Raw genomic sequence first — 21414 nt, forward strand, 5'->3', positions numbered from 1 at the left:
GAGGTCCTCTTATATTGTCTTAGCAAAAGCCACAGCCGTATCACTCATACGGTTAGAAAAGCCCCATTCATTATCATACCAAACCAGAACGCGACAGAGCTTACCATCAATCACTTTTGTTTGATCATTGTGGAAAATAGCTGAATGAGGATTATGATTAAAATCACAACTCACGAGTTTTTCTTCTGTAGTGTCCAAAATGCCCTTCAAAGGACCTTGTGCAGCAGCAGCAATAGCTGTATTAATTTCTTCAATTGTTGTGGAACGCTTAGCGATAAATGTCAAATCAACTACAGAAACATTAGGGGTCGGAACACGAATCGATACACCATCAAGCAATCCCTTTAATTCTGGTAAGACCAATCCCACAGCTTTTGCCGCTCCTGTTGAGGTAGGAATCATAGAAAGAGCTGCTGCACGTGCACGATAAAGGTCACGATGCATTGTATCCAACACAGGTTGATCACCCGTATAAGAATGGATTGTTGTCATGAAGCCCTTTTCAATACCCACCGTGTTGTGCAAAACTTGTGCTACAGGCGCCAAGCAATTGGTAGTACAAGAGGCGTTTGAAACAACACGATGCTCCTTTCTTAAAGAGAGATGATTAACCCCATAGACAACCGTAAGATCTGCTCCTTCAGAAGGCGCAGAAACAAGAACACGCTTTGCCCCCGCATCCAAATGAGCACTTGCTTTATCACGCGTAGTAAAAATGCCCGTACATTCTAAAGCAATATCGATATCCAAATCTTTCCAAGGCAATTGAGCAGGATCACGCTCTGCGCATACCTTTATTAAACCACCCCCCACATCAATGGCATCCCCTACCACCTTAACGGTCCCAGGAAAACGCCCATGAACTGAATCATAGCGCAATAAATGGGCATTTGTTTCCACCGATCCCAAATCATTAATTGCGACCACTTCAATATCTTGCCGTTCACTTTCCACAAGTGCACGTAAAATATTGCGACCAATACGACCAAACCCATTAATTGCAACACGAACTGTCATTTCACATGTTTCCTCATCAATTTTTTAAGCACAACATTTAAAACACAATAAATGGGTACCAATCCAAAATCATTAATTCCCACAATGTCAATATCTTGATCAATCACTCACTTATCCACAATAATGCACAAGATCATCCACAACACTAGACAGAATATGATGCCCTAAAACCACCCCATTCATGACAACACAAACTATCACTTTGTCTTTTCCTCTTTGATCTTTCCAAGCTCTTTTTCAACGGTAGCGACCACATTCTCACAAGTAATACCAAAATGCGCATAAAGGGCATCAATTGTTCCACTTGCCCCAAAGCCCTCCATACCAATAAACACACCATCACAGCCAATAAAACGATCCCACCCTTGGGCGACAGCAGCTTCAATGGCAATTTTAATCGGTGCCTCCCCAATGAGAGCACGCTGATAAGAGAGAGACTGTTGAGAAAAGAGTTCAAAACAAGGCACAGAAACCACACGCGTTGGGATGCCTTTTTCTTCTAACACCGCATGTGCCTCCACCGCAATTTGCAATTCTGAACCAGAAGCAAACAGCGTCACTTGTGCATCATCACTAGCTGTTAGGAATTCATAAGCACCGAGCATACAGAGATTTTCTTCTTCATACTCTTGACGCAAAAGCGGTAGATTTTGTCGACTCAAAGCCAAAGTAGAAGGCGTTTTGCGTGCTTTCAAAGCCAATTGCCAACACTCGACTGTCTCCATAGCATCAGCAGGTCGAAACACAAGATGATTAGGTATTGCGCGCAGGCAAGCCAAATGTTCCACGGGTTGATGGGTCGGACCATCCTCACCAAGACCAATAGAATCATGTGTCATGACATAAATCACCCGCAATCCCATAAGAGAAGAGAGCCGCATAGCAGGACGCATATAGTCAGAAAAGCATAAAAAGGTTCCCCCATAAGGAATAAAGCCGCCATAAAGGGCAAGACCATTCATCACGGCTCCCATTACATGTTCGCGAATTCCATAATGCAGATAACGCCCTGAAAAATCTTCAGCAGAGATACTTTTCATCTGGCTGCTTTTTGTATTATTAGATCCGGTTAGATCAGCCGAACCACCAATAGTTTCAGTAACGACTCCATTGATAACTTCAAGAGCCATTTCCGAAGCTTTACGCGTAGCAACAACAGGCCGCTCTTCAACCAGTTTCTGTTTATAAGTATCAATAGCGCCATCAAATCCGCCCACGAGATCGCCCCGCATCAATCTTTCAAACTCCACACGCTCTGAGACAGGAAGATCAGCAAATTTTGCTTCCCACTTTTGGCGTTTTTTAGCAGCATTGAGACTAGCCAAGCGCCAATTATCGAGAATATCGGCTGGAATAATGAAAGGCTCAGCATCCCACCCTAAAGCGATACGGGTTTCAGTAATTTCTCGTGCGCCCAAAGGGGACCCATGAACTTTATTGGTACCCGCTTTATTTGGCGCTCCAAAACCAATTGTTGTTTTACAAGCGATCAAAGTTGGTTTATCGGAATTTTGTGCCGCCTCAATAGCCCGTGCAATTGCTGCTTGATCATGCCCATTGACTTTATGTGTCTCCCAACCAGAAGCTTTAAAACGCGCAATCTGATCAGTACTATCAGCAAGGGAAATCTCTCCATCAATGGAAATATTATTATCGTCCCACAACACAATAAGCTTATTGAGTTTCAAATGACCAGCAAGGGAAATCGCTTCTTGAGATATTCCTTCCATAAGGCATCCATCGCCCACCAACGCGTAAGTGTAATGATTGATGAGATCACCAAAACGGGCATTTTGCAAACGCTCCCCAAGAGCCATTCCCACGGCATTTGCCAACCCTTGTCCAAGTGGTCCAGTGGTTGTTTCGATTCCCGCCACATGCCCATATTCTGGATGCCCAGCAAGCTTTGCCCCTAATTGGCGAAAATTTTTGAGATCTTCAATGCCAATATCTTCATAACCAGAAAGATACAAGAGAGCATAAAGCAACATAGACCCATGCCCCGCCGATAACACAAAACGATCACGATTAGGCCAGCGAGGATTTTTAGGATCATGAGCAAGGAATTGTGTATAAAGGACTGTAGCAATGTCGGCTGCCCCCATTGGTAAGCCCGGATGACCAGAATTTGCTTTTTCAATCGCATCAATAGCAAGAAAACGGATAGCATTGGCCATCTGATTCTGTTGGTGGGTATTTGTCATGAATAATCGACCATTTCGTTAAATACGTTATTCCGTTGCTTTTTCCGTATTCTCTTAAAACTCTCAAGAAATACTATTTTTTAACCATTAGTGTGAGACTTCTTGCCACCACTTCAATAACATTAATAACATTCCCCTCACGCGTCCTGTATATCCATGTCATTTATGCCAATACGCGCAAAAAATCCAGCTTTTAATTTATATCCATCCCCTGCTTTGCTTGCTAAAATATCCTACATACTTAAAAATAAAATGCGCACAATACAAGAGTGAAAGTGATTCGTTTTTGCATAACACATTGATAAAGGATACAATTACCCAAAGGATAAAGGCAATGAACCAAGAGACTACAGTTCTACAAGATGCTTTAGAGCACCTAGAAAAGGCACTTAGAACTTTAGAGATCACCATAATAAACCGCAATGCCGTTATTGATAAAAATAACGAATGGGAAGAAGAAATCCAACGAATGAATGCTGACCGCAGCCATCTTGCCCAAGCGCTTGACAAAGCTGAAGCCCAAATTGAACGCTTAGAGTCCGTAAACAAAGAAGTTTCCAAACGTCTTATTAAAGCAATGGAAACAATTCGTGTTGTCATTGATAGATAAAGGTTTGAATGTATGGAAACTGTTTCCGTTACCATTGATGGTAAAGTTTATCGCATGGCTTGTGACAAAGGACAAGAACGTCGTCTTATTGCGCTTGCTGCTCAATTAGATCAATATATCACACATTTAAAGAACAATTTTGGTGAAATTGGCGACCATCGTTTATCGGTTATGGCTGGCATAATGATTATTGATGAAATGGAAGAAATAAAACGAGAAAATAAAAAATTACAAGAAGACTACAATGCTCTTTTACGACTCCACAACGAAAGAGACCGCACCATGGGAAAAATTATGCGTGACACCACCCAACGCATTGAAAATCTCACCAACCAATTGCTCAAAGATGATCAAAACAGCACAAACATTCAAGAACAAGAACAGGAAGATTTCTAAAAGTACATCAGCGCGTAATAAACCAGAGACTTGACTTGTCCGCCACACCTCACAGGATAAAAATTCTTAAACCCACACCAGTCTGTAAACAGTCTGGTTTCTTATAGGAAGGATTCCAGCTACTCACCACTTATGGGATTAACTTAAAACTCAACAAAAAAACCTGACCCTGAATCTTTCATCTCCGCACAAACACTTCTTATATCAAGAAGGCAACCTTATATCACCACACTTCAAATGAGATGTCTTTAACAGTGCAACAAGATAACAAAACCAACATCATTGTAAAAAAATCATATAAATGACAACAGCAACAAACAAATAAAGCATCCTTCGAAAAAAAGAACTCTATTCATGTTTCCTCTGAATGCATACCATAAAGTCCTTGTCCTTAGATAAGGTCAAGCAGATTCAAAATATATTTAAAAAATAACCTTATCTATTATCCCGTAAAACACCGCCATTTGATAATATAAGCACCATGGAGTCTTTGCACCTAGAATGTCCATCAGATGAAACCCACCTAGAAGAACCGTATCATTTATAAACCAGCGTGAACTTTAGTATTTTCATCCTTTAGAGCAGGAAAAAAGCCAAACCCGAAGATTATGTTAATCTCATACAACCTCAAACATCATAAACGACAATAATAGCTCTTGAAAACATCCTCTACCACCATCTTTATCCTTATAACAAACAATTCATCCATACCTCTCTCCCCACCCCTCAAAATCTCCACGCTTAATAAAAGAGCAAACCGGCACCATCATTATAAACAGCCCTCAATATTGCGACAGCCCCCTTGGCCCTTAAAAGGATTCATAAGAGGGACACCTTTCTTGTACAGTTTTTACCCACAAGAGCCCCGCTTGTGACGTGCAAGCAAATAGTTATGATTGACAAAACATAAACAAATTTAAAGTTAAGAGAACCTTGCGGTATTCAGGGTTTTAATTCAATATAAAGAACGCTATGTTATCATTATAAATCAATATGTTGCAAACGCGCCGACAAAGCATATTTTTAAAACACATTCACCCATCACTTTTTCTCATAACATACCATCATGATTTTTTAGGCACATAATTTTAATTTTATTCAATTCTGTTTGCAAAATTTTAAAATGAGAACAATTTCAAGGCTCTCATTTAAAAAGAAAAAGAATAAATTCTCATTATCAATGAACATCTGGCTCGTATAAACATCAATAAAGCAATCCCCAATATGCCTCAATGAAATAAAAGAGGGGCTTCCATTCAATACCCTACCGTAAAAGCAGCCTCCTCAGAACTAAAAGAAAATCAACAGACAACATCACCGCATCTGCTCCCATCACCAAACCTTATAACCTAACGCAACACCTTGCTATCTTTACAATGGGAGGTAAAAGAATAATAGGTCTATGGAAGCATTCACAAAAAACGCACACCCGTTGTTTTTAAAGCCTGTTTAAAGGCGCATAAAAAAACATCATGCATAAACGGCTCAAATCCCTTTCGTTCCATCTTGAGAGACAGAAGCAATACGCAAGAGATTTGTCGCTCCAGGCGTTCCAAGGGGAACCCCAGCTGTCACAAGAAAGCGATCTCCCCCTTTGCAAAAGCCTTCCTGAAATGCAATGGCTGCTGCACGATCAACCATATCCTCTAAACTCCGTGCATCTTGCGTGACCACACAATGAAGCCCCCAAACTAAAGCCAAACGCCGTGCTGTTTCCACAATGGGCGATAAAGCAATAATCGGTCTATTAGGGCGTTCACGAGAGGCACGCACCCCCGTTGTTCCGGAAGCCGTATAGGCAACGATAGCTGATAGCGCAAGTGTTTCAGCAATCTGACGCGCAGCAAGAGAAATCGCATCCGTTCCTGTTGATTCTGGTGCTGGATGTTGTGCCCCAACCTGAGCGGCATAAGTGTGATCTTGTTCGATTTGCCGCGCGATTCGGTCCATCATAAGCACAGCTTCTTCAGGATAGCGACCAGAAGCAGATTCAGCAGACAACATCACCGCATCTGTTCCTGCATAAACTGCTGTAGCAACATCCGACACTTCTGCGCGTGTCGGAACAGAAGATGTGATCATTGATTCGAGCATTTGTGTTGCCACCACAACAGGCTTCCCTGCTAAACGACAAGCTTTTATGAGCTCCATCTGAAGTGCAGGAACCCTTTCCAAAGGCATTTCCACTCCGAGATCACCCCGTGCAATCATAATACCATCGGATACATCAATAATTTTCTCTATATGCTCTAAGGCTTGAGGCTTTTCGATTTTAGCCATCAAAGACACCTTGCTTTTCGTCAACCGACGCACCGCCATAATATCTTCTGGACGTTGAATAAAAGAAAGAGCAACCCAATCAACAGGCTGCTGTAAAAGAGCCTGAAGATCCTCCTTATCTTTTGACGTCATCGAATCAAAAGGCAAAATTGTATCGGGAAAACTGACACCCTTTCGATCAGAAATACGTGTTCCAGCAACCACGCGACATTGTACAGAATGACCATCACAAACTTGCGCACGCAGTTCCAGTTTTCCGTCATCAATTAATAACCGATCCCCTGGTTTAACAGCCGAAAATACATCCTCATGAGGGAAAAAAACACGCTGTGCATCACCTAACACATCGCGATTATCTAACGTAAAGCTTTGCCCAACACGCAAATCTTCTTGACCCTTAGTAAAACGACCCACACGCAGTTTTGGCCCCTGAAGATCAACTAAAATACCAATGGGTCGCCGAACTGTTTTTTCAACTTCTCGTATAGACTTGACCAAATCACCCATCATATCACGGTCAGTATGGCTCATATTAAGACGAAAAACATCTGCTCCTGCCCTAAAAAGCTTCTCAATCATTTCACTGGAAAAAGAAGAAGGACCAAGAGTCGCAATAATTTTCACTTTACGTGCACGTTTCACGGTGGAGAATTTCCTGAAAGAGAAGGTATAACTGAATTGTTTAACAAAGACTCATCCGTCAACTGTATCATCCAACTGGTTTGATTTCCGGTATCGATTTCTTTAAATTCAGCCTTTTGATATCCTCGAGGGAAACAATCATGAACCCCTTGAATGGTAAATTGGCTATCTTGCACACACATGGTTACAGAGCCTGCCCAATTCCCTTTTTTTTGTGCCCCTTCCGCATAAAAATAATAAAACCGTGAAGCAAGAGGCCCTTCAATTAAGGTTTTACACTCCGTCACGGGTACCGTCCACCAGCCTTCGCTCACCCACCCTGAAAATGTACGATATCCAAGAGCAACCCCTACAGACTGTTGGGTTGTATTACAAACCCTAAAGTCAGCTTTTGCAAAAACAACAAGGGAAAACAAGAGCAAAATGCTCAAGAGAAAAACCTTCAATCCTTTCTGAAACACCCAATATCGTTTTTTTAAAATCACAAAACTTCCTCTATAATGTCAAATTCTCAAAAGAAATTACACACTTCTTTTTCAAAAGCTTTTCAAGTCTAAAACGTATATTTTTATATTTTTCTTTTTATAGCCCTTTTATCAATGCATATATCTTAAAAATTTTACAAAATATTTAAAGTCAATTTGTAAAAAAACAGTGTAGCTTGATTTGCTTTTTGTTTTTCAAGCTTTTTCAACATAAATTCGTCGTCGAAAAACAACTTAGAATATATAACTTGGAGAAAAATACAATGAACGATACAGTAACCGATCAAACACACGCCATATCCGTAAACCAATTACGCTCTTTTATCGAACGTATTGAACGACTAGAAGAAGAGAAAAAAACCATTTCTGATGATATTAAAGACGTTTACACTGAACTTAAAGGCTCTGGTTTTGATAGTAAAGCCGTTCGCAGCATTATACGGTTGCGTAAAAAAGAAGAGCATGAACGAATGGAAGAAGAAGCAATCATTGAGCTTTATAAAAATGCGCTTGGTATGAGTTAAAGCTATTGATAAAATTGGAAAATTTCTTAAGAAAAGAAAATGCAAAAAAACAAATGAATGTATAAAAATTTCACCCAATAATAAGCTGTTTGTGTAACTTGTAACGAGACTATCGGTCACAAAATACACAATATTGCAACAGCCCTCACATTAAAAGGATTTATACAGAGCATTTTTATCCCTCTCCTCCAATCATTTTTATCCACACAACCCCTCACTTGTACGCCAATCCAATTTGTGATGTGCAAGAGAGGTAATTTTTATGATTAAACATCAATAGATTTGAAATGAGAAAGTCTTACGATATTAAGGACTCTCTTCCTTCAAATTGAAGAAATGAATTATGATGATAAATCAATTCATTATCTACAAAAAGAAACATATAAAGTGGTCAGCAGTTGAAATCCGCTAAATGAGAGTCTGAACTGTTTACAAAAGAAGAGCTGGTTAAGGATCTTTATCTTTTAGGATAGGCAGAAATTCGGCATATTTACACATTTGATAAAAAGCCCCTTGATAGAACTTTTAATAAAACTTTATTCGAATCTATTAACGGACTCATACAGATCATTGATTCGAGAGGTTAGAATGTGGTCTCTCCATTTTCCAGAAATCATCAAATAGTCTTTGGCATAGCCTTCTTTTTCAAAATGAAGGCGCTTTAATAAACGTTCGCTTTTTATGTTCTCAGGTCTATAATTTGCCATCACTCTATGCAGATGATAAACATAAAAGATATGGCGTATTAGAGCCGATAAACTCTCAAACATGAGACCTTTGCCTTGTTGTTTTTCATCAAGAGAAAAACCAAGATGACAGGCTTGAAAAACACCCCGAACCACATTTGTAAAGTTGACAACACCGATGACTGTGTTTTCATTTTTTAATCGTACAGCATATCGGTATGCTTGTCCTTGTGCATTTTCATAAGCAAATGCATTGGCTCGTGTTTCCCAAGCTGTTAGGCTGTGGTAACCATCAGATCTTAACGGTTCAAAAGGACGCAGATGATTCGCATTACGGAGGTAATAAGAAGACAGTTCAGCTGCATCTTCTAAACCGATCAATGTGGAAATTGTTCGCTTTGTTTTAATTGCTATCATTTTCTCCTCCTAGAAATGTTACAATAACACGTTGATTTATCCTAACAAATCATCATTTTTAAACTTAAATCATAACGTCGAATACAGTAAGCTTTCCTCATCACAACACTTCTTACGTTAGAATCAATGAGGATCATTTACTTTTCCGTCATAAGCGGAGGTGTGGTATGTTTAAAGCATAAGGTAAAGACAAGGGAATGTTTTTTACGAATGCTCTCAAGTTCCAAGGAGCGCTGTAGCAACATTGGGAACTGGCAAAGTGTGTAATGGAACTGGTATACTTCCATATACAAAATTTTGAAAAAACTCACGGCAAAGATAGTTTTGTTTCTTTGCCTTGTAAACTCAGATCATGCTTATTGTGCGCTATCATATCACTGCCCACATACAAAACCCAATGACCATCACCTTGAAAAGCTATATGTTACAGTGGGATTTAAAAAGTTTCTGCTATGACTCATCAACAACACTGTTCCCGCTAAATCAGCCACAAACTCTTGTAACAAATCCAAGAAAAGTGATAATGCAATACAAATCTTTTAAAATGTTTTAGACATTACCGTGAACACGCTTCCATTTCTTCGCGTAAAATTTCAAGTTCTAACCATTCTTCTTCTTTTTGTGTGCAAGTATTTTTCTTTTTTTCCAACGCTGTTGATAAACGCTCAAAACGCTCTTTATCACTGCGATAAAGGGCTGGATCAGAGAGCTCTTGTTCAATTTTTTTGATTTCGTCCTGCAAAACAGCAATTTCTTCAGGCAATTTTTCCAATGCATAAACCTGCTTATAAGACAATTTACCTCGTGTTTTTTTCTCCCGCCCTATCAAGCTATGATCTGTTGATGTGTCCTGCTTTGAAAGCTTTCCCGCATGAAATTTTGAAGATGCATTACGCTGCGATAATTCTGTTTTTTTGCGTTGTAAACTCAGAGCATACTGGTTTTGCGCCATCATATCACTATAACCGCCCGCATACAAAACCCACTGACCATCACCTTGAGGTGCCAACATATGCGTTACAGTACGATCTAAAAAGTCTCTGTCATGGCTAACCAACAATACTGTTCCCGCAAAATCAGCAATAAATTCTTGCAACAAATCCAAAGTTTCCATATCCAAATCATTGGTCGGTTCATCAAGAATCAAAAAGTTTGCAGGACGTGAAAGAAGTCGTGCAAGCATGAGGCGTGCTCTTTCTCCCCCGGAAAATTCTTTAAGGGGAGTGCGTGCTTGTTCAGGTGAAAATAAAAAGTCTTTCATATAAGAAACGACATGCCGCTCTTGTCCATTGATCACAAGAGTGTCACCTCTTCCTCCCGTTAAATAATGCGCTAAAGTTTCTTCTTCATTTAAAATACGTTGCTGATCAAGCAATGCCATAGAGAGGTTATAGCCATGCCTCACCGTTCCACTATCCACGGCTTCTTGCCCAATTAATGCAGAAATGAGAGTTGTCTTTCCGATTCCATTGGGTCCTACCAAACCGATCCGATCACCACGCTGAATGCGCAAAGAGAAATCTTTCACGATAATGCGATCACCATAGGATTTTGAAATTTTCTTTGCTTCAAGCACCAATTGCCCAGAATCATGACTTTTCGCTGCTGTCAAAAGTGCATTTCCCGGCTGCCCTTTATAGGTTTGATGACGCTGTCTTAAGTCTTTTAATTCGCCTAAGCGCCGTACATTACGCTTACGCCGTGCGCTCACACCATAACGCAACCATTGCTCTTCACGAACAATTTGGCGCCCCAATTTATGCTGTTCGATGGCTTCTTCTTCCAGTGCTTTATCACGCCAATTTTCAAACTCAGAAAAACGCTTTTCCAGTCTTTTGGTTGTGCCACGATCAAGCCATACCGTTGACCGCGTAACATTTTCTAAAAATCGCCGATCATGGGAAATCACCACCATCGCTGAACGCAAAGAACACAAAACAGCTTCCAGCCATTCAATGGTTGGTAAATCAAGATGGTTGGTTGGTTCATCTAAGAACAAAATATCGGGTTTTGCAGCAATGGCCCGTAACAACGAAACACGTCGCTTTTCGCCTCCCGAAAGCGTTTCCAATTTTTCCGCCCCCGAAAACCCTAAATTTGTGCGAAGCGTATTGATCCACTGGACATCAGATGTACTGTCCAGCCCCGCTTCCATATAAGCGTTAATATCTTCAAATCCTGAACAATCCGGATTTTGTGAGACATAACGGAGCGTTACTCGCGGGTGGCGAAAAATTTCGCCACCATGAGGTTCTAATATTCCTGCGGCAATTTTTAATAAGGTCGATTTTCCACAACCATTACGGCCGACCAGCGCAATACGCGCCCCCTGCTCAACCGATAAAGAAGCTTGATTGAGCAAAGGCGTTTTTCCAAAATTTAAGAAAATGCGGTCAAGCCGCAGAAGCGGCACCGCCATTAACGAACGCGGCGCGGACAAGGTGCTTTATACATCACCCCTCTTGCATCACGGTAAGCACATAATTGTCGTACAGGGACTCTTTGTGCACAAGGTGCTTGGTAAACATGCCCTCTACGACCACGATACGTGCACAATTGTGATGCCTGTCTTTGTTGTTTTCTTTGATTTGCAGCTGCACCTGTTACTGTTCCAGCCAAAGCACCAAATGCTGCACCGGTAAGTGCTGCTCCAGGAGTACTTCCAGCAATAGCAGTTCCAGCCAAAGCACCAATTGCTGCTCCTCCTACGCCGTAACGTGCAACGCGTTCATCGTTTGTGGTACAAGCAACTGAACTGAAACCAATGGCTGAAACAACAGCCACTTTAAAAATTGATTTTAGCATATCAAAACCTTTCCTTCTCAAGATCAATACATAATATATCGTTTATGTCGGCACTTAATCACTAGGCCCCCCCCTGCCTTATTCAAAATATTATTGGAAGAGCTTTATGGAATAGGCACAGACGCTAACAATATAGCTTTTCCAGAACCTAAATGGCAAGAAAAGGTTCCACAAATACGGTTAGAAAGTGTTAAAGAAGAGCCAAATGACACATTTTTGTCACAAATTGGCCATTTTACCCCTTTAAGAGTTAAGCCTTTTAAATCAGAAAAACCGATAATACTAAACAAACATCCCTTAGGCAAATCATACGAACAGGGTTTTGACAAAACCGGCCAGCCTTCTTCCAAACCGCTTGTCAACAACACTGAAATGCCCCTTTCAGCCATCATTAACGCTTGCGTCATATGAGAAAGGCTATGATCACTTCGCTCACCTCCCAAAGCACCGCACAAAATAAGCTTTTTAGCGCCATTTTGCAGCGCTCTTTCACAAGCCAGAGCACTATCTGTCATATCTTTATCAGAGGGAAAAACTTCACGCGGAACATGACTATATTTGCGTATTAAATTCTCATCTGACGAATCAAAATCGCCTAACCACAACTCAGGCGACACATTAAGCGCTGCCGCATGACGCATACCACCATCAGCAGCAATCACCCGACTGTTTTGAATTTGATTAAGCAAACGATCAGTGATATGAACATCTCCATTTAATAATATCGTAAATGTTGTCATGCCATACTTTGCCTTTCACAAAATTTCCTTTACAGCGCATCCTTTTATAAGTGAGAGTCATTTTTTATAAACAAAAAGCGTGATATAGCCCAACGAATCCTTATCCCTAATGTCTTTCTTAAAGAAACATACGATACAAAGATACAAAAGATACAAATGCAATTTGCCAAATTACTCCGCAGAAATAATGTGCACCATGGTCCAACGCACCCCATTTTTCAACGCAATTTTCTTTTTCACTCGTGCCTGTATAAAGCCACTCTCATAAGTTTAACGTTTCTCCTTTCGGCTTGTCATACGCCCCTCTCTCAAAATGATAAGCTTTCTTCCACTTCTTCTAAAACAATCAAACGTACCAACAATCACAATATCTATGTCACATTAAGCGCTTTGCAACACCCGCGTATTTTGCAAATGTATGGCGGCGCTTATTATAATGCAAAACTTGAACACCTTTTAGCAAAGATTGTCCGTAAACTGACAGTTGCATCCCATAGTTCTCATCAAAACTATTCTGTAACAATTTTAAACTCAGAAAGTATTAACGCATTTGCGCTCCCCAATGGCGCAATCTACATCACTCGTGGTATGCTGGCATTAGCCAATGATTCTTCAGAAGTTGCAGCCATTTTAGCCCATGAGATAGCACATATTAGAGCCAATCATGGCATTTTACGCCTGCAAAAAGAAGCCCAATTAAAGATGGCAAATCACATATCTTCACATCTTCTTTCTTCTATTGGCAAAAAACTTCATAACCCTGTGCAAAACAAGCAACAACTCGCGCAATTTTCCCGCAATCAAGAGCTGGAAGCTGATTCCCTTGCACTTGAAATGCTCCAACAAGCAGGATATGATCCATTTGCTTCACCGCGCTTTCTTCAAACAATGGAAGCCTATAGTGCTTTGCGTAATATCTCCGGCACTCAAAATGCTTCTCTAGATTTTCTAGCTTCTCACCCAACCACCCCTCAACGCATTCGGCTTGCGATAGAAAAGGCGCGTAAAATCAGTAAAGGGAATAGTAAAACAACCGATCGCGATTCTTTTCTCAAAAGCATTGATGGCATGATTTTTGGAGGAGGGTTTTATACAGGTTTTGTACGAGGTAACCAATTTATTCACCCACAGTTGCGCATAGCTTTTTCTGTTCCAAATAATTTTACAATAGAACATTCAGCACACACTGTTTGGGCCAGTGGACCAGATAAAATTGCGATTCGTTTTGATGCTATTCCGCATCCTACTGGAATATCTGCGAGTGATTATTTGAAAAGCGGCTGGATTATCGGGCTAGACCAATCATCTATCCGCCCCATCACAATTCAGGGGCTCCCCCATCAAGAATTTACGCGTCAAGGATTCCAAAGCCAAAGTTTACTTGGAGCACGAGCCCATGCTACCAATGAGCAATGGCAATTTGATGTAGTTGTCATTCCATTCAACAACCACATCTTTCGTTTTCTGACAGCCGCCCCACATAATTCTCAAAATTTTGTAGAGGTTGCCCAAAAAACGCTACAAAGCTTTCATTCTCTTTCATCTTCACAATTAAAAAAACTGAAGCCCTTAAAAATCCGTGTTGTCCGCGTTAAACAAGGAGAAAACGTTGCAAACCTAGCCAATAAAATGCAACACACACCAGATAAAGAAAAACTCTTTCGCATCCTCAACGCCCTCTCACCAACACAAACTTTACCCGCAGGTACAAAAGTGAAAATTATTACAGAATAAGCCTTTTTCTCATCTTCTACAGCTTTGATTCTTTTCTATCTGTATCATGTCCTCCCCCTTAAAGCATATTCGAAAATAAAGAGAAACACTTTAAAATCCAACTTCATCATGCTTTTATAAGGTCTCCGTTTGATACATATTTCCTACCAACCAACATCACCCCCAATCTTCCTCTGTTCATCAATAGCACCAAAAGCATCCCCAAGGAGGCATATTCCTAAACAAATCTGGACATCCCCTAAAACTGACTTCATCGTATCCTCATATGCCCCCACTTATACGTTCTCTTTCCTCCATCCCCCCCCAAAGCCTTTTTCACTGCTTATATATCGTAAGCGTCTTCTGAATGAACCGTAAGAAGAGCAGAACGCAACTTTTGCAAAGCCCTAGCTTCAATTTGACGCACGCGCTCTTTCGAGATTCCTAACTTTTCACCCAAAACTTCAAGAGTCGCACCCTCTTCATTTAAGCGACGAAAGCGAATAATTTCCAACTCCCGTTCATTGAGAATTTGCAACGCATCGTAAAGCCATTGTGTACGCCTTTGACCATCAATGACTTGCTCAATTAAAGCATCAGGAAGAGGACTATCATCCACCAAAACATCCATCTTAGCAATGGGATTATCACTGTTCTCAGAAACAGAAACACTCAAGGAATTATCAGAACTGGAAAAACGAAAATCCATCGTTTCAACATCGCGCACGGAAACGCCAAGCTTTTCAGCGATTGTGCGAAAGATATCCTGTTTTGACAAAGCACTATCATCTTGTATCAGTTTTGCACGCAACCGCCGAAGATTAAAGAAAAGTGCTTTTTGCGAAGAACTCGTTCCCCCTCGAACAATTGACCAATTTCGCAAAATATAATCTTGAATAGAAGCGCGTATCCACCACGTTGCATACGTTGAAAAACGCACTTCCCGATCAGGTTCAAAACGTGCAGCTGCTTCCAATAGTCCCACATACCCTTCTTGTACCAAATCCCCCAATGGCATTTTGAAACGTTTAAAGCGGTTAGCAATAGCAATCACTAAACGCATATGAGCTGCTGCAATTTGATGCATGGCATCATCATCACGTTTGTCTTTCCACCGCAGAGCCAAATCATGCTCTTTTTGCCGTTCAAGATAAGGCGCTTGCATAGCAGAACGCATCATATTACGTCCTAAGCTTTTGTCTGCATCGCTATAATTTTTGCTGCTTTTATAAACAGCATTTGAAAGATTACCCATAATAACCCCTTGCGATTAAAATTATCAAAATTGATTTGGCAACGACATCATTGTTCTTTGCTTAAAAAGAACGCAAAAGTTGTTAACTTCTGTACCCACTACTTTAACGTGTATTTTTATAATCGCAATTGTTTTTTTTTACTGTCATGGTAAAAATTCTTGTCATAAGACACAATTTCACCTGCAAAATGCCTTTACAATATGCCTTTTAGCCTATGAAATATTTGAAAAAACTTTCTCTTCACTTTTCATGACAAAACAACAAAAAAAATAAAATGATCATGTAAAACAAAAGCTGTTTTTTGATAACCGGTTCTGTTTCCTTTTAAATTGAAGAATTTATTTATGCTTTCATCCTTACAATACAACCAATAAGTGTAATTTGCAAATATAAAGCATCAAAACTGAATGAAAACTGAATAAAAAAAAAGAATCATCCAAGTTTTAAAGACGCAAAAAGAAACAGCAAAAAACGACAAGAGTGATTGAAGCAAACGCAACAAACGTGTTAAAGAAAGAGAAGCATTATGAAATTGTCGCAAAAAGCTTTTGACCAATTTCGCACTGAGAAAGAAAATGATCATGGATAGCAAGATTGTTCAACAGGATGAAATTCTTCAAGATGATATTCTCATTGAAAAACACGGAAGGGGTAAATTTGAAGGTTTTCGTTTTTATGCCAACAAAAACAGTAGCGATCAAATAGCTGAGAAGCAAATTTCAACAGAGAATGAAAATTTGATTCTTGCTTTTTCCAAACGCGCAACACGTTTTTGTGCTTGTGCAAATGGAGATTTTACCCTCAGTTCTGATGGAATTGTGCGCTGGATTGGTCAACCCGTAGGACAGCTTGTAGCAACAGAAGATTTTTTCAAACCAAAACTGATTGTTTTAGCAGATGAACAACTCACTGGAGAATCCCGCAATAACGTTGTGAAGCGATTAGAACGCTTTGTCACCTTTCATTTTGAAACGACTTTAAAACCCCTGTTTGATTTGCGTAATGCTGATAGTTTAACGGATTCAACAAACAGTCTTGCTTTACAACTTTTTAACTCTTTAGGGATTTTACCACGCCGCGAAGTCTTAGACATTGTCAAAGAACTTGCGCAAGAATCACGTGCCGTGCTTCGGCGTCTAGGCGTACGTTTTGGCGCTTTTCACATCTATGTTGCCGGAATGCTTAAACCTGCTCCGGTTCAAGCCATTACTCTCCTGTGGAATCTTCAAAATGCGGAACAAGATCAAACTGGTGTGGGTGAAATTTTGTCAGCATTATCTGCTGGTCGAACCTCTTTGATTGTTGACCCTACCTATAACCGCCAATTTTATCAATTAGCAGGCTACCGAATCTTAGGACAACGTGCTGTAAGGATTGATATTTTAGAACGTCTCGCCAATCTCATCCGCCCCGCACTTCATTGGAAACAAGGAAATGATCCCAAACCCGATGGCGCCTATGATGGCAAAAGTTTTTTTGTTACACCAACCATGATGTCCATTCTTGGGGCCAATGGAAACGATATGGAAGAAATCCTCAAAGGACTTGGTTATCAATCGTACAGCATAAGCAATACTGTTTTTGAACAAAATCTCCTTGCACACCAAGCCTCTTCCTCTGTCAATGGAACAATGCAAGATGTTCCTGCAGCAGAATGCGTTGGCAGTCAATGGAAAACAATAAGCGATTCAGAAACAACACGAGAAGAAAAAAATACCTCATACCCAAATACTTTATCCTCTGGTATTGAAAAATATCCCCATAAAACCAATCATTTACCGGCAGCTGAACCTGTTGGGAATTTTGCCCCCCCCCCTCTCCCTACACAAGAAGATAAAGTTATTTTACTATGGCATTATAGACATCAATTTCACCACCACGCACAAAAAAAACGTGATAAATTAGGAAATAAGTGGCAAAATAAATCGAAGAGCGCTGTAAAAAAAGCGGAACACACAAATGAAAATTCCCCTCAAGAAGCTCCATCACAAACAAAACGCTCTCATAAGTTCCACAAATCCCAAGGCAAACATGCAAATCATAAGCCTTTTCAAAAAGAAAAGCGCTTTAATCCTGATTCACCTTTTGCGAAACTAGCTATACTACGCGATCAACTCACCAATCATAAAAACACGCATACACTTTCCTCTAAAGAGAATTAAAGTAACAAATGGAGTTTGATCTTGACCCACGTAGTAACCGACAACTGCATTCACTGCAAATATACGGATTGCGTTGAAGTCTGCCCTGTTGATTGTTTTTACGAAGGGGAAAACATGCTTGTTATTCACCCCGACGAATGCATCGATTGTGGTGTTTGTGTGCCAGAATGCCCAGCAGAAGCAATTTTACCTGATACAGAACCAGGATTAGAAAAGTGGTTAGAACTTAATCTTCATTATGCAAACAAATGGCCTAATATAACCACCCAAAAAGATCCTCTTCCTCAAGCAAAAGAAATGGATGGCGTTCCAAATAAATTAGAAAAGTATTTTTCAGAAAATCCAGGAAGCGGCGAAGACTAATGATACAGTGCGAACCCTCCTCCTTCAACAATTGAAAGACTTCCCTTTTAAAAATAAAAAAATCCTTAAGCGAAATGATTGATTCTTTGGAAGTTTGATGTTAGTGTTATTTTAACATGATCATCTTTCTAAGTATTTTTCTTTGCTTTTTATAGTAAAGCGGTGTATTTTTTTTGGATTTAAAAGTACTCGGCTTTTATGCTCACTTAATTGGTACAATATACTTGGTTAAAGAAAACTCAACCCTCAGGTTTATAACCTGTTTTCCGATACATTTGTTGATCATAAGGGAGTAAACTAAAATATGGCATCCCAACATGGAGCGTCTTCCAAGACCAAAGAATTTGCAACCTCTGAATATATCGTCTACCCTACGCATGGAGTAGGACAAATTATAGCGATTGAAGATCAAGAAGTTGCAGGACATAAATTAAAACTTTTTGTCATTCATTTCGCGAAAGATAAGATGGATGTCAAAGTCCCCATTGCAAAAGCCCTTTCCGTTGGAATGCGTAAATTATCTGCTAGTGACTCTGTCGAACGCGCCTTAAAAGTTTTACGTGGAAAAGCACGCGTTAAACGAACCATGTGGTCACGTCGTGCGCAAGAATATGATGCTAAAATCAACTCAGGAGATCTTATTTGTATCGCCGAAGTGGTCCGTGATCTTTTTCGCTCTAATCTACAGCCTGAACAATCTTACTCTGAGCGCCAACTTTATACAGCTGCTCTTGAAAGAATGGCCCGCGAAATTGCAGTTATTAATAGTCTTTCTGAAACAGAAGCTATCAATCTCATAGAGATGCATCTCTCCAACAAGCCAAAATGCGAATTTAAAACTGAGAGAGAAGAAACAGATGAAAACAGTAAAGCTGTCTACGCTGCATAACACACTCTTTCATCATAATGAGATATTTTGATAAAACCAGCTTTTCGCTGGTTTTATTTTTTTAATATCCTCTCTGCCCTTAAGGACAAAATTTCTTAACCAGCGCCAATCTATAAACAATCTAACTTTTCGACAAATCCCTCCTCCTCATTTTCTTGCTTCATAGATAAAAAATTGATTAATCATCATAATCTAGCATTATTCATATTAAATTAGAATCTTGAATATCGTAAGATTTCTCATTTCAAATTTCTCTCATGTTGAATCAATCAAAATCACTTGCTTGTCAATCACAAGCGGGGCTGATCTGTGGGTAAAAACTATACAAAAAGAGCGAGAAGTGTCTCAAGTGCCAAAGGATATACCAACATTGGAATCTGGTAAGATGTGTAAGGGTGCGGGCTTGCTTTTTTATTAAGCGTAAAGATCATAGTGCCGTTTATACACTGCACCGAGACTTTACCTTTTGCCCTTCTACAAAACCATTAGAACATTCAAAAACGCCGTCATAAATGGATGCAACAAATATTGAAAATATTCTTTTTCAAAAACGCGTAACGGTACAGCATAAATATATTTTGTCTTGGGCGCTCTATTTTGCATGAGAAGCATTCCCCCATTAAAGAACGCGATAAACAAAAGCATGAAATAAACCATCATCTCCATTCTATAAAAGGCATTCCAAATATTTTTGAAAGCTGTAAAGTTAACTTAAAAAATAACAATACAAACGAGCGTTGGTATTATCCCTTGCAACTTCATATTTTTCCAAAATGAGGTTATATTCTCATTTCAGAGATTACGAGATGTACGCAATATTCTTACCCCAATCGGACATACAAAATCTAAAATGATTCATAGAACTCTTAAAAGTCTGAACCTCTGTTTTAAACAGACCGCTAAAGATTAGATATTGATGAACAGATAACAAAAAAATCACAAACTTAGGTAAGTAACACCATAAAACCATTTATAAACCAGCTATGAACTGGAGAATCATATTAGCTTTGATAAAATACTTTGCTCAACCCCATACATAAAACATCTGATTTTAAGTTTACTTATTTTACAAGCTGTTCGTAACAAATCCCTTATATTCACAAAAATATGAAAAGAAAGCGTGATATTCACAGAAAAGTCTCATATGTCTTTATCATCAAAAGCACTAAAGAGTATTGAATGTGTACACCTTTTGTCTTGTAACGGTTTTCTCTTTTCTGCTTATAAGAAAACACGCTGGCATCATCATACACTTAACCCCCAATGTTACAACAATCCTTACATTTGAAAATATTCATTATAGACATTTTTTCCTTTCTTATAGAGTTTTTACCCACATGCCAGCCCCACTTGTGAGCGAAAAGCAAGTCATTGTCATTGATTCAAAATGAAAGAATCCTACGATAGACCTTTCATTAAAGGCGTAAAAAAAACGAATGATCTTTATAAATCAATGTGATGTAAATCTCTATTTTTTTACTGAGAATCACATGTCACAATATAAGCCTATAGACAAACCATTGCCTTAAATATTCTCATAAAAAACACCGGTATGCTTAAAGCCTTACATGGGACAACCGCCTTAAACGACGATATTTTACGGTCTAATAGGATTCCCTCTACAGTCAATAAAAATTAAGTGCGATACAAAATGCTTCCATTACTGAGCTAACTTATATCAATATTCCAGCTCTTAACGAAGTCATCATAAAAGACACTGACACAAGCAATCCTTTATATCCTCTCAAGAAAAAGCGAAAAACACATCTTACCAAATGCATTCACCCATGAATCAAAGGAAACTTAATACTGGAAAAGAGATAAAACGCTAAAGTTTTAACCACTAAAACGGAATGCCCGCGATACATTCCCTTTCCCACATCAATGTGATGAGGAGGACGTAAGGGCACCTCAACACCCACATTAAAGCGAAAATGCACGCCCAAAGCGTGCACTCACTCATCAATCAAAGAAAGCTTACTACTGGAAAAGAGATAAAACGCTAAAGTTTTAACCACTAAAACGGAACGCCCGCGATACATTCCCGTTTTCAAATCAATGTGATGAGGAGGACGTAAGGGCACCTCAACACCCACATTAAAGCGAAAATGCACGCCCAAAGCGTGCACTCACTCATCAATCAAAGAAAGCTTACTACTGGAAAAGAGATAAAACGCTAAAGTTTTAACCACTAAAACGGAACGACCGCGATACATTCCCGTTTT

At 39.6% G+C, this 21414-nt stretch carries 18 protein-coding genes; 7 read left to right on the forward strand and 11 right to left on the reverse strand.

Annotation, left to right across the window (positions count from 1 at the left end):
- Positions 1 to 9: 9 nt before the first annotated feature.
- Both gap and tkt read right to left on the reverse strand, forming a co-directional pair.
- Positions 10 to 1017, reverse strand: coding sequence for a type I glyceraldehyde-3-phosphate dehydrogenase (gap, locus tag ACFIKH_RS00345; protein ID WP_375670701.1), 1008 nt, complete (start codon positions 1015 to 1017; stop codon positions 10 to 12).
- Positions 1018 to 1214: 197 nt separating this feature from the next.
- Positions 1215 to 3221, reverse strand: a complete 2007-nt coding sequence (gene tkt / locus ACFIKH_RS00350) for a transketolase (RefSeq protein ID WP_375670703.1) — start codon at positions 3219 to 3221, stop codon at positions 1215 to 1217.
- Between the two features lie 334 nt (positions 3222 to 3555).
- On the opposite strand from tkt, the gene ACFIKH_RS00355 reads away from it, so the two are divergent.
- Both ACFIKH_RS00355 and ACFIKH_RS00360 read left to right on the forward strand, forming a co-directional pair.
- On the forward strand, positions 3556 to 3831 hold the full coding sequence (locus tag ACFIKH_RS00355) for a DUF4164 domain-containing protein (protein WP_005774573.1): 276 nt from the start codon (positions 3556 to 3558) through the stop codon (positions 3829 to 3831).
- Between the two features lie 12 nt (positions 3832 to 3843).
- Positions 3844 to 4227 (forward strand): cell division protein ZapA, encoded by a 384-nt coding sequence (locus tag ACFIKH_RS00360; protein ID WP_375626578.1) that lies wholly within the window; start codon positions 3844 to 3846, stop codon positions 4225 to 4227.
- A gap of 1485 nt (positions 4228 to 5712) precedes the next feature.
- On the opposite strand, the gene pyk is transcribed toward ACFIKH_RS00360, so the two are convergent.
- Both pyk and ACFIKH_RS00370 read right to left on the reverse strand, forming a co-directional pair.
- The gene (gene pyk / locus ACFIKH_RS00365) at positions 5713 to 7149 is read right to left on the reverse strand and encodes a pyruvate kinase (RefSeq protein ID WP_375626580.1); all 1437 of its coding nucleotides are present in this window, start codon (positions 7147 to 7149) and stop codon (positions 5713 to 5715) included.
- Positions 7146 to 7634 carry a DUF1036 domain-containing protein gene (locus ACFIKH_RS00370; RefSeq protein ID WP_375670705.1) on the reverse strand — a complete coding sequence of 163 codons (489 nt, stop codon included), beginning with the start codon at positions 7632 to 7634 and terminating at the stop codon, positions 7146 to 7148. The genes pyk and ACFIKH_RS00370 overlap by 4 nt, the downstream gene beginning before the upstream one ends.
- A 263-nt stretch (positions 7635 to 7897) precedes the next feature.
- On the opposite strand from ACFIKH_RS00370, the gene ACFIKH_RS00375 reads away from it, so the two are divergent.
- On the forward strand, positions 7898 to 8158 hold the full coding sequence (locus ACFIKH_RS00375; RefSeq protein WP_039760779.1) for a DUF2312 domain-containing protein: 261 nt from the start codon (positions 7898 to 7900) through the stop codon (positions 8156 to 8158).
- 536 nt (positions 8159 to 8694) lie between these two features.
- On the opposite strand, the gene rimJ is transcribed toward ACFIKH_RS00375, so the two are convergent.
- The 4 genes from rimJ to ACFIKH_RS00395 all read right to left on the reverse strand — a co-directional run bounded on the left by rimJ (position 8695) and on the right by ACFIKH_RS00395 (position 12806).
- Complete coding sequence (gene rimJ, locus ACFIKH_RS00380; protein WP_375670707.1) at positions 8695 to 9261, reverse strand: ribosomal protein S5-alanine N-acetyltransferase; 567 nt, start codon at positions 9259 to 9261, stop codon at positions 8695 to 8697.
- A gap of 556 nt (positions 9262 to 9817) precedes the next feature.
- Positions 9818 to 11680, reverse strand: coding sequence for an ABC-F family ATP-binding cassette domain-containing protein (locus ACFIKH_RS00385; RefSeq protein WP_375670856.1), 1863 nt, complete (start codon positions 11678 to 11680; stop codon positions 9818 to 9820).
- Complete coding sequence (locus ACFIKH_RS00390; protein WP_375625241.1) at positions 11680 to 12066, reverse strand: hypothetical protein; 387 nt, start codon at positions 12064 to 12066, stop codon at positions 11680 to 11682. The genes ACFIKH_RS00385 and ACFIKH_RS00390 overlap by 1 nt, the downstream gene beginning before the upstream one ends.
- Positions 12067 to 12170: 104 nt before the next feature.
- A complete protein-coding gene (locus ACFIKH_RS00395; protein ID WP_375625240.1) occupies positions 12171 to 12806 on the reverse strand; it encodes a thiamine diphosphokinase in 636 nt (211 codons plus the stop codon).
- Between the two features lie 156 nt (positions 12807 to 12962).
- Between ACFIKH_RS00395 and ACFIKH_RS00400 the strand changes: the two genes are divergently transcribed.
- Complete coding sequence (locus ACFIKH_RS00400; RefSeq protein WP_375670709.1) at positions 12963 to 14540, forward strand: M48 family metalloprotease; 1578 nt, start codon at positions 12963 to 12965, stop codon at positions 14538 to 14540.
- A gap of 143 nt (positions 14541 to 14683) precedes the next feature.
- On the opposite strand, the gene ACFIKH_RS00405 is transcribed toward ACFIKH_RS00400, so the two are convergent.
- Positions 14684 to 14815, reverse strand: a complete 132-nt coding sequence (locus ACFIKH_RS00405; protein ID WP_375648182.1) for a hypothetical protein — start codon at positions 14813 to 14815, stop codon at positions 14684 to 14686.
- Positions 14816 to 14862: 47 nt separating this feature from the next.
- A complete protein-coding gene (locus ACFIKH_RS00410) occupies positions 14863 to 15774 on the reverse strand; it encodes an RNA polymerase factor sigma-32 (protein WP_015856975.1) in 912 nt (303 codons plus the stop codon).
- Between the two features lie 582 nt (positions 15775 to 16356).
- Here ACFIKH_RS00410 and ACFIKH_RS00415 point away from each other — a divergent pair.
- The 3 genes from ACFIKH_RS00415 (at position 16357) to ACFIKH_RS00425 (ending at position 19189) form a co-directional block, all read left to right on the forward strand.
- Complete coding sequence (locus ACFIKH_RS00415; protein WP_375653585.1) at positions 16357 to 17937, forward strand: hypothetical protein; 1581 nt, start codon at positions 16357 to 16359, stop codon at positions 17935 to 17937.
- A gap of 21 nt (positions 17938 to 17958) precedes the next feature.
- Positions 17959 to 18300 carry a ferredoxin FdxA gene (gene fdxA, locus ACFIKH_RS00420; RefSeq protein WP_375648180.1) on the forward strand — a complete coding sequence of 114 codons (342 nt, stop codon included), beginning with the start codon at positions 17959 to 17961 and terminating at the stop codon, positions 18298 to 18300.
- Between the two features lie 304 nt (positions 18301 to 18604).
- Entirely contained in the window at positions 18605 to 19189 is a 585-nt protein-coding gene (locus tag ACFIKH_RS00425) for a CarD family transcriptional regulator (RefSeq protein WP_375626593.1), read from the forward strand.
- A 1955-nt stretch (positions 19190 to 21144) separates the two neighbouring features.
- Here the strand turns inward: ACFIKH_RS00425 and ACFIKH_RS00430 are convergent.
- Positions 21145 to 21273 (reverse strand): hypothetical protein, encoded by a 129-nt coding sequence (locus ACFIKH_RS00430; RefSeq protein WP_375670867.1) that lies wholly within the window; start codon positions 21271 to 21273, stop codon positions 21145 to 21147.
- Positions 21274 to 21414: the final 141 nt, after the last annotated feature.

Origin of the sequence: Bartonella sp. SD1336NMGDW, assembly GCF_042193565.1 — a bacterium.
GTDB lineage: Bacteria > Pseudomonadota > Alphaproteobacteria > Rhizobiales > Rhizobiaceae > Bartonella > Bartonella grahamii.

Excerpts from the sequence above, each read along its gene's own strand:
- rimJ (WP_375670707.1), bottom strand. The coding sequence starts at position 9,261 with ATGATAGCAATTAAAACAAAGCGAACAATTTCCACATTGATCGGTTTA.
- ACFIKH_RS00395 (WP_375625240.1), bottom strand. The coding sequence starts at position 12,806 with ATGACAACATTTACGATATTATTAAATGGAGATGTTCATATCACTGAT.
- ACFIKH_RS00400 (WP_375670709.1), top strand. The coding sequence starts at position 12,963 with ATGCAATTTGCCAAATTACTCCGCAGAAATAATGTGCACCATGGTCCA.
- ACFIKH_RS00390 (WP_375625241.1), bottom strand. The coding sequence starts at position 12,066 with ATGCTAAAATCAATTTTTAAAGTGGCTGTTGTTTCAGCCATTGGTTTC.
- ACFIKH_RS00355 (WP_005774573.1), top strand. The coding sequence starts at position 3,556 with ATGAACCAAGAGACTACAGTTCTACAAGATGCTTTAGAGCACCTAGAA.
- ACFIKH_RS00415 (WP_375653585.1), top strand. The coding sequence starts at position 16,357 with ATGGATAGCAAGATTGTTCAACAGGATGAAATTCTTCAAGATGATATT.
- ACFIKH_RS00360 (WP_375626578.1), top strand. The coding sequence starts at position 3,844 with ATGGAAACTGTTTCCGTTACCATTGATGGTAAAGTTTATCGCATGGCT.
- ACFIKH_RS00410 (WP_015856975.1), bottom strand. The coding sequence starts at position 15,774 with ATGGGTAATCTTTCAAATGCTGTTTATAAAAGCAGCAAAAATTATAGC.
- gap (WP_375670701.1), bottom strand. The coding sequence starts at position 1,017 with ATGACAGTTCGTGTTGCAATTAATGGGTTTGGTCGTATTGGTCGCAAT.
- ACFIKH_RS00385 (WP_375670856.1), bottom strand. The coding sequence starts at position 11,680 with ATGGCGGTGCCGCTTCTGCGGCTTGACCGCATTTTCTTAAATTTTGGA.
- ACFIKH_RS00425 (WP_375626593.1), top strand. The coding sequence starts at position 18,605 with ATGGCATCCCAACATGGAGCGTCTTCCAAGACCAAAGAATTTGCAACC.
- ACFIKH_RS00375 (WP_039760779.1), top strand. The coding sequence starts at position 7,898 with ATGAACGATACAGTAACCGATCAAACACACGCCATATCCGTAAACCAA.
- tkt (WP_375670703.1), bottom strand. The coding sequence starts at position 3,221 with ATGACAAATACCCACCAACAGAATCAGATGGCCAATGCTATCCGTTTT.